13 protein-coding genes are annotated in these 12,280 nt (G+C 66.1%); 5 read left to right on the forward strand and 8 right to left on the reverse strand.

Annotated elements, in window-relative coordinates:
* Nucleotides 1–151 precede the first annotated feature (151 nt).
* The 5 genes from JHW40_RS00565 to JHW40_RS00585 form a co-directional block, all read right to left on the reverse strand.
* Nucleotides 152–670, reverse strand: a complete 519-nt coding sequence (locus tag JHW40_RS00565; RefSeq protein ID WP_090612418.1) for a sarcosine oxidase subunit gamma — start codon at nucleotides 668–670, stop codon at nucleotides 152–154.
* Nucleotides 663–3,593, reverse strand: coding sequence for a sarcosine oxidase subunit alpha family protein (locus JHW40_RS00570; RefSeq protein ID WP_090612421.1), 2,931 nt, complete (start codon nucleotides 3,591–3,593; stop codon nucleotides 663–665). Before JHW40_RS00570 ends, JHW40_RS00565 begins: the two co-directional genes overlap by 8 nt.
* Nucleotides 3,590–3,925 carry a sarcosine oxidase subunit delta gene (locus JHW40_RS00575; protein WP_090612422.1) on the reverse strand — a complete coding sequence of 112 codons (336 nt, stop codon included), beginning with the start codon at nucleotides 3,923–3,925 and terminating at the stop codon, nucleotides 3,590–3,592. The genes JHW40_RS00570 and JHW40_RS00575 overlap by 4 nt, the downstream gene beginning before the upstream one ends.
* 162 nt (nucleotides 3,926–4,087) lie before the next feature.
* Nucleotides 4,088–4,321 (reverse strand): hypothetical protein, encoded by a 234-nt coding sequence (locus JHW40_RS00580; RefSeq protein ID WP_170851816.1) that lies wholly within the window; start codon nucleotides 4,319–4,321, stop codon nucleotides 4,088–4,090.
* Nucleotides 4,322–4,412: 91 nt separating this feature from the next.
* On the reverse strand, nucleotides 4,413–5,678 hold the full coding sequence (locus tag JHW40_RS00585) for a sarcosine oxidase subunit beta family protein (RefSeq protein ID WP_090612532.1): 1,266 nt from the start codon (nucleotides 5,676–5,678) through the stop codon (nucleotides 4,413–4,415).
* Between the two features lie 202 nt (nucleotides 5,679–5,880).
* On the opposite strand from JHW40_RS00585, the gene ccmI reads away from it, so the two are divergent.
* The 3 genes from ccmI (at nucleotide 5,881) to JHW40_RS00600 (ending at nucleotide 7,919) form a co-directional block, all read left to right on the forward strand.
* Nucleotides 5,881–7,098: a c-type cytochrome biogenesis protein CcmI gene (ccmI, locus tag JHW40_RS00590; RefSeq protein WP_090612535.1), complete on the forward strand. Its 1,218-nt coding sequence runs from the start codon at nucleotides 5,881–5,883 to the stop codon at nucleotides 7,096–7,098.
* Nucleotides 7,095–7,574, forward strand: coding sequence for a Holliday junction resolvase RuvX (ruvX, locus tag JHW40_RS00595; protein WP_090612425.1), 480 nt, complete (start codon nucleotides 7,095–7,097; stop codon nucleotides 7,572–7,574). The genes ccmI and ruvX overlap by 4 nt, the downstream gene beginning before the upstream one ends.
* A gap of 114 nt (nucleotides 7,575–7,688) precedes the next feature.
* Complete coding sequence (locus JHW40_RS00600) at nucleotides 7,689–7,919, forward strand: DUF1289 domain-containing protein (RefSeq protein ID WP_244519194.1); 231 nt, start codon at nucleotides 7,689–7,691, stop codon at nucleotides 7,917–7,919.
* Here JHW40_RS00600 and JHW40_RS00605 read toward each other — a convergent pair.
* Genes JHW40_RS00605 through JHW40_RS00615 form a run of 3 tightly spaced genes read right to left on the reverse strand, consistent with a single transcriptional unit; the run spans nucleotide 7,916 to nucleotide 10,302 of the window.
* Nucleotides 7,916–8,260 (reverse strand): hypothetical protein, encoded by a 345-nt coding sequence (locus tag JHW40_RS00605; RefSeq protein WP_090612429.1) that lies wholly within the window; start codon nucleotides 8,258–8,260, stop codon nucleotides 7,916–7,918. The genes JHW40_RS00600 and JHW40_RS00605 overlap by 4 nt on opposite strands.
* A gap of 3 nt (nucleotides 8,261–8,263) precedes the next feature.
* A complete protein-coding gene (locus tag JHW40_RS00610) occupies nucleotides 8,264–9,187 on the reverse strand; it encodes a DnaJ C-terminal domain-containing protein (RefSeq protein WP_090612432.1) in 924 nt (307 codons plus the stop codon).
* A 56-nt stretch (nucleotides 9,188–9,243) separates the two neighbouring features.
* Nucleotides 9,244–10,302, reverse strand: coding sequence for an aldo/keto reductase (locus JHW40_RS00615; RefSeq protein WP_090612537.1), 1,059 nt, complete (start codon nucleotides 10,300–10,302; stop codon nucleotides 9,244–9,246).
* A 187-nt stretch (nucleotides 10,303–10,489) separates the two neighbouring features.
* On the opposite strand from JHW40_RS00615, the gene JHW40_RS00620 reads away from it, so the two are divergent.
* A complete protein-coding gene (locus tag JHW40_RS00620; protein WP_090612434.1) occupies nucleotides 10,490–10,954 on the forward strand; it encodes an RrF2 family transcriptional regulator in 465 nt (154 codons plus the stop codon).
* 363 nt (nucleotides 10,955–11,317) lie between these two features.
* Entirely contained in the window at nucleotides 11,318–12,256 is a 939-nt protein-coding gene (locus JHW40_RS00625) for a sulfate ABC transporter substrate-binding protein (protein ID WP_244519197.1), read from the forward strand.
* Nucleotides 12,257–12,280 lie beyond the last annotated feature (24 nt).

A 12,280-nucleotide genomic window follows, 5' to 3' on the forward strand; every position in this document is an offset into this window, starting at 1 on the left:
CAACGCAAGAGGGGGGCCGCAGTTCCCGCCCGGCTTTGGATGGCACGCGCCAAAGGGGTGCTTCGCCCCGTCGCCGGCTGGTTCTGGAACGAGTGGCGCACCAACCGGCAACCCCCAAGCGGATATTTATACACCAGAGATGGGGGCCGGGTCAGCGGGGGGCGAGGGTGCTGCCGGGGGTGGCCGCGTTTTTCAGGACGGTGGAAAGGTAGTCGGCAGTCGAGCGGAAGCCGATGATGCGGAAGCCGTCTGGCAGATGCCAGAAGGCAACGGCGGTTTGGGCTGCGCGAGAGCGGCGCAGACCGTCCGGCGGGATCGCCGCCAGATCAGTTGGCGACAGTTTCGCGATCACATCCGCCGCATGGGGGCCGGTCACGTCGAAGACCGCGCGCATGTCCGAGACATCCGCGATCAGGGCGTGTTCGCCCATCAGCGCCTGTTCCAGCGCGGCCAATGCCTCGGGGCGTTCGGTGGCGGGCAGGATCAGCAGCAATTCGTCGGGCGACATCCAGCCAAGGCTGCGGCTGCCATCGGTGGTGATGCGGGTGGTGGCGGGAATCGCGAGGCCCGTGCCTTCGGCGATGGCGTCGCCTGCGCGGGTCAGATCCGCGCGGATCAGGATCATGCCCAGCCCGTCCTGCCGGGCGATTCGTGCCAGAGCCTCAGCCATTTGCCCGCGCCCCTTCCTTGTCATGGAAAACCGGATCGGTGATCCGTGCCTTCATCACCTCGCCCGAGGGCAGCGGGAACTCCAGTTCCTGCCCCATCCGTTCCGGCCCGTGCCGCACCAGCCCCATCGCGATCGGCCTGTCCAGCGTGGGCGAGTGATAGCTGGAGGTGACCCGCCCTTGCACCCGCCGCTGACCATTGGCATTGACGCCCGCATCCACCGCATAGGCGCCATCGGGCAGCACCTTGCCATCAAGGCTTTCCAGCCCCACCAGCCGCCAGCGCGCCCCGTCCGTCATATGGCTGCGGGCATGGGCGCGTTTGCCGATATAGTCGGGCTTTTTCTTCGAGATCGCCCAGCCCAGCCCCAGATCCTGCGGGATCACCGTGCCGTCGGTCTCGTCCCCGATCATGATGAAGCCCTTTTCGGCGCGCATCACATGCATGGCCTCGGTCCCGTAGGGGGTCACGTCCAGATCGCGCCCGGCCTCATGCAGCTTTTCCCACAGTTCCAGCCCGCGACCTGCGGGCACGGCGACCTCGAAGCTGAGTTCGCCCGAGAAGCTGATGCGGAAGATGCGGGCGGGGATGCCGGCCAGTTCACCTTCGGCGAAGCTCATGAAGGGCAGCGCCTCGGGCGACAGGTCGATATCGCCGCCAAGGCGTTCCAGCAGCACGCGGGCCTTGGGTCCGGCGATGGCGATTTGCGCGAATTGCTCGGTCAGGTTGGCGGTATAGACCTGCCAGTCCCACCATTCGCATTGCAGCCAGTCCTCCATATGTCCGTGGATATGTTCGGCCCCGCCGGTGGTGGTGTGGCACAGCCAGCTGTCCTCGGACAGGCGCACCACCACGCCATCGTCGATCAGAAAGCCGTTCTCGTTGCAGATGATGCCATAGCGGCATTTACCCAGCTTCAGCGTGGACATCATGCCGGTATAGATCATGTCGAGGAACCGCCCCGCATCCGGCCCCTTGACCAGGATCTTGCCAAGGGTCGAGGCGTCCAGCGTGCCGACCGAGCGCCGCACCGCCAGAATCTCGCGGTTGATGGCGGCCTGGCGGTCCTCGGTGCCGCGCGGATAGCAATAGGGGCGCCGCCAATGGCCCACCGGCTCCCACGAGGCGCCGTGGCGGCTGTGCCAGTCGTGCATCGGCGTCTTGCGCAGGGGCATGAAGGTGTCGTCACGCGCCTCGGCGGCGATGGCGGCAAGGGTCAGCGGCGTATAGGGCGGGCGGAAGGTGGTGGTGCCGGTCTGCGTGATCGGTTGGTTCAGCGCGTCAGACAGGATTGCCAGTCCGTTGATATTGCTGATCTTGCCCTGATCTGTCGCCATTCCCAGCGTGGTATATCGCTTGGTATGTTCGACGCTGGCATAGCCTTCGCGCGCGGCCAGCTCGACATCGCTGACCTTCACGTCATTCTGGAAATCCAGCCACATCTTCGAGCGCGCCTTATAGCTGGCGTTTTGCGGCATGACCCAGACCGGCATGGTCGCGCCCTCGTCACGCTCCAGTTCGCCCGCGCAGCGCAGATCGCCATTGGCGGCGCCGGTGGCGCTGGCCATACCCTGCCCGTCCGCGCCCAGAGGCGGGCGTTCGGGGTCGGGGCGGAACATCGCCGGGCCCTCGTCCCAGATCAGCTTGCCGCCGCAATGGCTGTAGAGGTGGACCACCGGCGACCAGCCGCCCGACATGGCGACCACATCGCAGTCGAAACCGCCGGTCACATGGCCGTCGCCATCCTGCCGGCAGATCGCCACGCCCTCGACATGGCGCGTGCCGCGAACCCTTGCGATGCCCGATCCGGTGATGACCGGGGTGCCCCTTTCGCGCAGGGCATCGGGCAGCGGGCCCGTGGCCTGAGGGCGGGCATCGATCACCGCCACCACCTCCAGCCCGGCATCCAGCGCCACCAGCGCGCTGCGATAGGCGTCGTCGTTATTGGTCACGACCACGATCCGCTGACCGGGCGCGACGCCGTAATCGACGATGAAATCGCGCATGGCCGAGGCCAGCATCACCCCCGGCACGTCATTGCAGGCAAATGACAGCGGGCGTTCCAGCGCCCCGGTCGCCGTCACCACATGGCCCGCGCGGATCCGCCACAGGCGCTGGCGCGGGATGCCCTGATTGGGGTCGTGATCGGCCAACGATTCGCGCGCCAGCAGATAGCCGTGATCGTAAAGCCCGGTTGCCATCGTATTGCGGCGCAGCGTGACGTTGTCGCGCCCGCGCAGATCGTCCAGCAGCGCGTCGATGACCCCCTGCCCGCCTTCGTGATCGACCGGGGTGCGCCCGCCCCAATGCGGGTTCTGTTCCAGCACGATCACCCGGCCACCCTTGTCGGCGGCATCACGCGCCGCCGTCAGCCCGGCAATGCCGCCGCCCACCACCACCAGATCGGCATGGGCATAGGCCTGCTCATAACGGTCGGGGTCGCGGTCCTTCGGCGCCCGGCCCAGACCGGCGCTGCGGCGGATGATCGGCTCGAACAGGTGTTTCCAGAAGGGGCGCGGATGGATGAAGGTCTTGTAATAGAAGCCCGCCGGCAGCAGTGGCGACAGCCAGTTGTTCACCGCCATCAGATCGGCCTCCAGCGAGGGCCAGCAGTTCTGCCTGCGCAGGATCATGCCCGACACCAGGGGCGTGGTGGTGGCGCGCTGGTTCGGCTCGAACCGGCCGCCCTGCCCCAACCCGAACAACGCGTTGGGTTCCTCGGCCCCCGAGGCGATGGGGCCGCGCGGGCGGTGGTATTTGAAGCTGCGGCCCATCAGCATCTGGCCGTTGGCCAAGAGGGCCGAGGCGATGGTGTCGCCGATCACGCCGCGCAGATGACGGCCATCGAAACGGAAGGGCAGTTGCCATGCGCGGTCGATCAGGCGGCCACCCTGAGGCAGCCGGAAGGGGCGGGTCTCACTCATTCTGCTTGCTTCCAGTCAGGGTTCCAGTCGGGGCGGGCGGCCTTGACGGCGGCGACGATCTCGTCGGGCGGGTTCGGGTGCTGCGCCTTGTAGGTGCCGAAGACCTGCAATGTGGCGGTGTCGCGGGCGGCCAGAAACCACTTGCCGCAGCCATAGGCGTGACGCCAGCGTTCGAAATGCACGCCTTTGGGGTTCTTGCGGGCGAACAGGTAATCCTCGAATTCCTGATCCGATCCCTTTGGGCCGATACGCTTCAAATGCGCCTCGCCGCCCGGCTGCAACTCGGTTTCCTCGGCTTTGACGCCGCAATAGGGGCAGGTCAGGGTCAGCATGGGGGCAGGTCCTTGAAGCGTGATCGTGAAACGGGGCATCCGCACGGCAAAAAGCGGCCCGCGCGCCGGGGCGCGGACCGCATGACTGCGACATCAGAACTGTTCGCGGCGGCGCGATGCGCCAGGGACGAAGCAATACTTCGCGCCGCGAGGGGAATGGGATCAGTTGGCCGGAACCTCGGTGCCAGCGGCCGGATCATCGGCGGGTTCCGCCATCGGGTCGGCTGCGGGATCGGCCAGCGGGTCAGCTGCGGGATCTGCCGGCGCGTCGATGGCCGGAGGGGCATCCACGGTTGCATCCGTCGCCGCATCGTCTCCGCCGCCCATGAAGAAGAACAGCAGCGCCACGACGACGACCACCGCGCCAATGATAAGGTAGAGTCGGTTATTGTCCATGTTCGTCCCTTTCGCTCGGGGTTTCGACATGAAGCCAATGGCTGGGATGCGGCGCGGGTTCCAAATCGGATAAGCATCGGCGAACTCATGCCTAATGCGCCACACCGGCGGCCACGGACTCGTCGATGAAGCGCCCCTCGCGGAAGCGATTCAGCCCGAAATCCGCTGCCAGCGCGCCCGGAGCGCCATTGGCCACCAGTTCCGCCATCGCCCAGCCCGACCCCGGAATGGCCTTGAACCCGCCCGTTCCCCAGCCGCAGTTGACGAAGATGTTACCAACCGGCGTCGCCGACAGGATGGGAGAGCGGTCCCCGGTCATGTCCACGATGCCGCCCCATTGCCGCAGCATCTTGAGGCGAGAAATCATCGGAAAGGTTTCCACCAGCGCGCGGACGGTTTCCTCGACATGGTGCCACGACCCGCGCTGGGTGAAGTTGTTGAAGCCGTCGGTGCCGCCGCCGATCACCATTTCGCCCTTGTCGGACTGCGACAGATAGCCGTGGACGGTATTGGCCATCACCACCACATCCATGCAGGGCTTGATCGGTTCGCTGACCAGCGCCTGCAAGGCGACGCTTTCGATCGGCAGACGGAAGCCCGCCATTTCCGCCAGTTGGCTGGAATGACCGGCCACCACCAGCGCCAGCTTCTCGCAGCCGATGCGGCCCTTGCTGGTATTGACGGCGCGGACCTGCCCGGCTTCGGTCTCGATCCCCGTCACCTCGCAGTTCTGGATGATATGCATGCCCATGTCGCTGCACGCCCGGGCATAGCCCCAGGCCACCGCGTCATGCCGCGCCGTGCCGCCGCGCGGCTGATAAAGCCCGCCCAACACCGGATAGCGCGGCCCGTCCAGATTGATGATCGGCACCAGTTGCTTCAGCCGCTGCGGCCCGATCCATTCGGTCGCGACGCCTTGCAGGTTGTTGGCGATTGCGGTGCGCTTGTACCCCCGGATCTCATGTTCCGTCTGCGCCAGCATGATCAGCCCGCGCGGGCTGAACATCACGTTGTAATTCAGATCCTGCGACAGGTTTTCATAAAGTTTCAGCGCCTTGTCATAAATCGCCGCCGACGGGTCCTGAAGATAGTTCGAGCGGATGATGGTCGTATTTCGCCCGGTATTGCCGCCGCCCAGCCAGCCCTTTTCGATCACCGCGATATCGGTGATGCCGAAGTTCTTGCCCAGATAATAGGCCGTGGCCAGCCCGTGCCCACCCGCGCCGACGATCACCACCTTGTAACGCTCTCGCGGTTCGGGACTGGTCCATGCGCGCGTCCAGCCGGAATGCTGGCGCAGCGCCTCTCGCGCGATGGCAAAGATCGAATAGCGGCGGGAAGATGTGGCGGTCGGCATGCTGTCCCCCTGATGGCCCCTTGTCGGTGTTGCAGCCAGCATGCCGGGATGGCCTGCCGCGCTCAAGGGGTTCGTGCGGCAGATCACGGCAAAATGCGCCATCCCTTCAGACCTGCGTCGGATGCGCGGCGCCTGCGGCATGGTTGCGCTTTCGGTCTGCCCGATTCCGCACTAGGACTGTGGCCCAGGCAAGGGGGAAATGATGTTCTGGATTCTTTGCGCGGCGCTGATTGCGGTCGTGACCATCTCGGTGCTGATGCCGTTTCTGCGCAGACGCCGCGAGGCCCAGCCGGTGGCCGCCTATGATCTGCGTGTCTATCGCGATCAGCTGCGCGAGGTCGAGCGCGACCTTGAACGCGGCGTGATCAACAGCGAAGAGGCCGCCCGCCTGCGCACCGAGATCGGCCGCAAGGTGCTGGAGGCCGACCGCCGTCTGGCCGATGCCGGCGGCTCTGCCGGGCCGGGTGCGACCATCGGCGCGGTGGTGGTGCTGGTGGCGGTGCTGGCGGGTGCGGTGGCGCTCTATCTGCGCGAAGGCACGCCCCGGATGCCGGATCAGCCGCTGGCCGGGCGCTTTGCCGAGGCGCAGGCGATCTATGCCAACCGCCCCAGTCAGGCCGAGGCCGAGGCGCAGGCCCCCGCGCGTCAGGCGCCCCCCGAACCGGATGAGACCTATCAGACTCTGATCGCACAGCTGCGCGAGGCCGTGGCCCGCAATCCCGATGATCCGCAGGGTCTGGCACTGCTGGCCACGCACGAGATGCGGCTGGGCAATCCGGAGGCCGCGCGCGACGCGCAGGCGCGGCTGGTCGCATTGCAGGGCGAACAGCCCGATGCCGACGATCTGATCCGCCTTGCCACGCTGATGACCGAAGCCGCGGGCGGCATGATCTCGGCCGAAGCCGAACAGCATCTGGCCCACGCCTTGCAGATCCAGCCCGACAATCCGCAGGGGCGCTATCTGCTGGGCGTGTTGCAGATCCAGACCGGCCGCCCCGACCGCGCCTTTCCGATCTGGCGCCGGCTGCTGGAGGAAGGGCCGGAAACCGCGCCGTGGATCGCCTCGATCCGCAACAATATCGGCGATCTGGCATGGCTGGCCGGGGTGCCCGATTATCAGCCGCCGACGCCCCGCACTGGTCCGGGCCCCGATGCCGATGCCATCGCCGCCGCCGGGGACATGACCGACGAGGAACGCCAGCAGATGGTCGAAGGCATGGTGGCCCAGCTGGAAACGCGGCTGGCCGAACAGGGCGGCAGCCCCGAGGAATGGGGGCGGCTGATCTCGTCTCTGGCGGTGATCGGCCAGCAGGACCGCGCCGCGCTGATCTGGGCCGAGGCGCAGGAACGCTTCGCCGCCTCGCCCGAGGCGCTGGCGACGGTGCGCGAGGGCGCCGAACAGGCCGGGGTGGCGCAATGACCTTCGACGATATCGCGGAATTCGCCGCCGCACTGCCGCCTCTGGGCGCGCTGGCCGGGCTGGATCTGGGCACCAAGACCATCGGCGTGGCGGTCAGCGACGGGATGCGGCAGGTGGCCTCTCCCATCACCACCATCCGGCGGCGCAAGTTCACGCTGGACGCCGCCGATCTGTTGGCCATCGCCGCTGAACGCGGGCTGACCGGGCTGATCCTTGGCCTGCCGCGCAACATGGACGGCAGCGAAGGCCCGCGCGCCCAATCCACCCGCGCCTTCGCCCGCAACCTGTCACGGCTGACCGAGCTGCCCATCGGTTTCTGGGATGAACGGCTGTCCACCGTCGCCGCCGAACGCGCGCTGCTCGAGGCCGATACATCGCGCAAGCGCCGCGCCGAGGTGATCGATCAGGTCGCCGCCGGTTATATCCTGCAAGGCGCGCTGGACCGTCTGCGGCATCTGCCACCATCCGCGGCCTGACACCGCCCGCGCGCAGCGCGCCCGGCCAAGCGGCAGCGTCCGGGACGGGCTTTGCCCGTTCCGCCCCCCCCTTTTCCGATCCACCCTTGCCGTCCGGCACCCGGTCGGGGCAACATGGCGCAACAATTCACCGGGCCATCCATGACCGACAGCCGCGCCACTCCTCTCAGCCCCTGCACCAATATCTGCGTGATGCATCCCCGCGAAGGCATCTGCGCCGGTTGCTATCGCACGATGGACGAGATCATCGCCTGGGGCAGCCTGACCGCCGCTCGGCGGCAGGCGATCATGGACGAGCTGCCCGCCCGCGCCCCACGCATCAGCAAACGGAAACGGCGCGGCTAATCCCTGCGGATGCGGATCTGGCGCAGGGTGCGGCCAAGGCGGTCGCGCACCTCGTCTGGTTCCGAGGCCACCGCACCCAACAGCGCCCGCATATCCCCGCGCATCGTGTTCAACTGGTCGATCAGCGACATCACCATCTCCAGCGCGTCATCCTGCAATTCATAGCAATCGCTCAGATCGCACAGCAATTGCAGCCGCGCCAGATCGGCCTCGCGATAGACCGGCCCCTCGGGCGTGGCGACCGGCGACACGATCCGCGCCTGCACGAAGGCGCCCAGACGCGGTGTGGTCAGTTCATCGACAAGCGCAAGGATATCGGCTTCGGAATAGCGTCGGCTCATCGCTCATCCCCCCGGCTTCGGCTTTGCGCGCGGGTCATAGGCATGTTGCTTGCGCCATTCCTCGAAGAACCGGGCCAGTTCGTCATCGACCTTCGGCGGCATCACGATCTTCAGCTCGATCTGCTGATCGCCGCCATTCACCCCGCGCCCGCGCAGACGCAGCTTCTGCCCCGAACTGGCCCCTTTCGGGATCGTCAGGTTGACCGGCCCGTCGATGGTCGGCGCGGCGACCCTTGCACCAAGAACCGCCTCGTCCAGACCGATCGGCAGGGTCAGCAGGATATCGTCGCCCTCGCGCCGGAAATCGGGATGCGGCGCGACCGAGATCGCCAGATAGGCATCCCCCGGCCCGCCCGAGCCGGTGCCAGGCCCGCCCTTGCCCTTCAGCCGGATGGTCTGGCCGTCGCGGACACCCTTGGGGATTGTCACTTCCAGATCACCGCCTTCGGGCAGGGTGATGCGGGTCTTGCCGCCCCGCGCGGCGGTCAGGAAATCAACCTCCAGCGCGAAACGGTAATCCTGCCCGCGCATGGCGAAATTGCGCTGCTGGCCACCGAATCCCCCGGCGAAACCACCCGCACGACGCCCGAACAGATCCGAGAAAACATCCGACAGATCGGGATCGGAATCGAACCCATAGCCGCGAGAATAGGGGCTGCCCGCCGCCTCGGCATGTTCGCGATAATAGCGGCGCTGAGGCTTTTCCTGCCCCTGCGCGTCGATCTCTCCGGCGTCAAAGCGGCGACGCTGTTCGGGATCCTTCAGCAGCTCATAGGCGGCGGAGGCGGCCTTGAACCGCTCGGCCGCGGCCGGATCGGGGTTCAGGTCGGGGTGATCGGTCTTGGCGATCCGGCGATAGGCCTTCTTGATCTCGGCCTCGGTCGCCGACTTGCCCACACCCAGATCTGCATACGGATCGCCCGCCATCCCCGGCCCCCAAGGTTGTTCTTGATGTCAAACAGATAAGAACCGCAAAGGTTTCATCAATAGGGCAGCGCGTATTGCCGGTGCATCTGGCCGATGGCCTCGCACAGCGCATCGTCGGGCACCCGGCCCAGCCCCGCGATCAGATGCTCCAGCTGCTGCAACGAGGTCGCGCCGATGATCGGCACCACCTTGAAGGGCCGGGTCAACTGCCAGCCGATGGCCAGATGGACGATGTCCCAGCCATGTTCGCGGGCCAGGTCGATATAGGCCTCCACAGCCTCGATCCCGCGCGGGGTCTTGCGCCCGCCCAGATTGCCCTGCCCGCCATGTGCGACATCGACCGCCGCGCGGCTGCCTTCGGGCATGGCCCCGCCGCTGTATTTGCCGGTCAGCATCCCCGCCGCCAGCGGCGAATAGGACAGCAGCGTCACGTCCTCGTTCACCGCGGCCTCGGCCAGATCGGTGTCATAGAGGCGATGCACCAGCGAATATTCGTTCTGGATCGCCGCCATGCGCGGCGCGCCCATGCGCTCCGCCACGTCGATCCAGCGGGTCAGCCCCCATGCGGTATCGTTCGACAGCCCCACCGCCCGGATCTTGCCCGCCTTGCGCGCGGCCTCCAGCGCGCCCAGCACGTCGGCCATGTGATCCAGCGTCTGCTGGCGGTCCTGACCCGAGGGGTCATAATCCCAGTTGCGCCGGAAGGCATAGGTGCCGCGCACCGGCCAGTGCATCTGGTAAAGGTCGATCCGGTCGGTGCAGAGGCGGCGCAGCGAATCCTCGATGGCCTGCGTCACCGCCTTGCCGTCAAAGGGCTTGCCGTCGCGCAGCACCTGCCCCGGGCCGGTGATCTTGGTCGCCAGTTCCACCCGGTCACGATGGCCGGTGCGGGCCAGCCAGCTGCCGATGAATTCCTCTGACCGGCCCGCCGATTCCGCCGTCACCGGGTTCACCGGATACATTTCCGCGCAGTCCATGAAGGTGATGCCAGTTTCCAGCGCGCGATCCATCTGGGCATGTGCATCGGCCTGATCGGTCTGGTTTCCATAGGTCATGGTGCCCAGACAGATTTCGCTGACCTCGACATCGCTGCCGCCCAGTTTCACACGCTTCATCGTCGTTCCCTCGTTCGTTTCGGAGCGCAAGCTAGCGATCACGCAGCGATGCGCAAGCCCATCCGCACCCGCCATCATGGCACCTACCTGTTGAAGCCGGGTCACAATCCGGCCAGTCCGGCGGAAATACACGACTCGATCACGCAACATTCCTTGCCCACGCGCGGGGCTGTTGCTAAGTTGGGCCATGATCACGCAAAAGATGAAATACGCGCTCAAGGCGCTGATGGTGCTGGGCGATGAGCGTGTCGCGACCGGCAAATCCATGCGGATCGAGGAAATCGCCAAAAGGTCCGGTGCGCCGAAGCGGTTTCTGGAACATATCCTGCTGGAAATCCGCAATGCGGGCATCATCGCCTCGACCCGCGGACGGGCGGGCGGCTATGCGCTGATCAAGGACCCGGCGCAGATTTCCATCCCGGAACTGTTGCGCCTGATCGACGGCCCCATCGCCCCCCTGCCCTGCCTGTCGCGCAAGGCCTATCAACGCTGCGACGATTGCACGGACGAGGCAAGCTGCCGTCTGCGCCGCGTCTTTGCCGAGGTTTTCTGGTCCTATCTGCTGATCATCGAATCACTGACTTTGGCCGATATGCTGGGGGGCGCGCCTGCGGGCGACGTGCTGCTGGCGACCTCGAAACCGGCCGCTTGAGGCGGCGATCCGCCTGATTTCGCAGGTCTTTTCAACAGATATTGTGTAGCTGCACACGCCCCGCGCGAGGGAATTTTATTCTCTTTCAGCGGCAGATTTCGCTTCGTATATGCTGTTGCAAATCTACAGTTCATCTGTCGTGATTAGGGGGTAATGGCCCGCTGTCGGGTCGCTGCCTGAAGGAAGACCGCGATGATCACCACGATCAGGATTTCGGACCGCATCACAGCCCAGGGTGACAAGATCACTGACGAGGGCGATGGCCGTATCACCATTTCGACCGGGTTCAGCCTGCTGACCGGCTGGCCCGTCGCCCGTTCGCTGAAAACAGCGGCTGCGGCGCTGGCTCTGGCCTTCACCGCGATGGCCCCGCAGGCGCAGGCACAAAGCCTGCTGAATGTCAGCTATGACCCGACGCGCGAGTTCTATCGCGAATACAACGCGGCCTTCGCGGCCCATTGGGAAAGCCTTGGCAAGGACCGCGCCAGCATCGAGACCTCGCATGGTGGGTCGGGCGCTCAGGCACGCTCGGTCATCGACGGGCTGAACGCACAGGTGGTGACGCTGGCGCTGGCCTCGGATATCGACCGCATCGCCGAAGCCGGCAAGCTGCCCGAGGACTGGCAGTCGAAACTGCCGCACAACTCCAGCCCCTATACCTCGACCATCGTGTTTCTGGTGCGTGAAGGAAACCCGAGGGACATCACCGACTGGGGCGATCTGATCGCCGAGGGCGTGCAGGTCATCACCCCCAATCCCAAGACCAGCGGCGGGGCGCGCTGGAACTATCTGGCCGCATGGGCATGGGCCGAAAAGAACGGGCAAGAGCCGCAGGAATTCGTCGGCCAGCTGTTCAAGAACGTCCCGGTGCTGGACAGCGGTGCGCGCGGCTCGACCACGACCTTCGCGCAGCGGGGCATCGGTGACGTGCTGCTGGCATGGGAGAACGAAGCCTATCTGGCACTGAAGGAGCTGGGCGAGGATCAGTTTGACATCATCGTGCCCTCGGTCTCGGTGCTGGCCGAACCGCCGGTCGCGCTGGTCGAGAGCAATATCGCCGACGATGCGCAGCGCGAACTGGCGAACGAGTATCTGGACTATCTGTATTCGCCCGAGGCACAGGCGCTGGCCTTCAAGCACTTCTATCGCGCCTGGGACACGTCGGCCGCCGCGCCCGAGGATGTCGAACGCTTCCCCGAGGTCGAGCTGGTCGATATCGAGCATTTCGGCGGCTGGAAGCAGGTTCAGGACGAACATTTCGGTGACGGCGGCATCTTCGACCAGATCTACGTCCCGCAGTGAGGCCAGCCGTGAACACGCGCACGC

This window comes from Paracoccus alcaliphilus, assembly GCF_028553725.1.
Lineage (GTDB): Bacteria > Pseudomonadota > Alphaproteobacteria > Rhodobacterales > Rhodobacteraceae > Paracoccus > Paracoccus alcaliphilus.

Coding starts and splice junctions, on each gene's coding strand:
- ccmI (WP_090612535.1), top strand. CDS start 5,881: ATGTTCTGGATTCTTTGCGCGGCGCTGATTGCGGTCGTGACCATCTCG.
- JHW40_RS00575 (WP_090612422.1), bottom strand. CDS start 3,925: ATGCTGACCCTGACCTGCCCCTATTGCGGCGTCAAAGCCGAGGAAACC.
- JHW40_RS00580 (WP_170851816.1), bottom strand. CDS start 4,321: ATGGACAATAACCGACTCTACCTTATCATTGGCGCGGTGGTCGTCGTC.
- JHW40_RS00585 (WP_090612532.1), bottom strand. CDS start 5,678: ATGCCGACCGCCACATCTTCCCGCCGCTATTCGATCTTTGCCATCGCG.
- JHW40_RS00570 (WP_090612421.1), bottom strand. CDS start 3,593: ATGAGTGAGACCCGCCCCTTCCGGCTGCCTCAGGGTGGCCGCCTGATC.
- JHW40_RS00615 (WP_090612537.1), bottom strand. CDS start 10,302: ATGAAGCGTGTGAAACTGGGCGGCAGCGATGTCGAGGTCAGCGAAATC.
- JHW40_RS00600 (WP_244519194.1), top strand. CDS start 7,689: ATGGCGCAACAATTCACCGGGCCATCCATGACCGACAGCCGCGCCACT.
- JHW40_RS00610 (WP_090612432.1), bottom strand. CDS start 9,187: ATGGCGGGCGATCCGTATGCAGATCTGGGTGTGGGCAAGTCGGCGACC.
- ruvX (WP_090612425.1), top strand. CDS start 7,095: ATGACCTTCGACGATATCGCGGAATTCGCCGCCGCACTGCCGCCTCTG.
- JHW40_RS00625 (WP_244519197.1), top strand. CDS start 11,318: ATGGCCCCGCAGGCGCAGGCACAAAGCCTGCTGAATGTCAGCTATGAC.
- JHW40_RS00620 (WP_090612434.1), top strand. CDS start 10,490: ATGATCACGCAAAAGATGAAATACGCGCTCAAGGCGCTGATGGTGCTG.
- JHW40_RS00605 (WP_090612429.1), bottom strand. CDS start 8,260: ATGAGCCGACGCTATTCCGAAGCCGATATCCTTGCGCTTGTCGATGAA.
- JHW40_RS00565 (WP_090612418.1), bottom strand. CDS start 670: ATGGCTGAGGCTCTGGCACGAATCGCCCGGCAGGACGGGCTGGGCATG.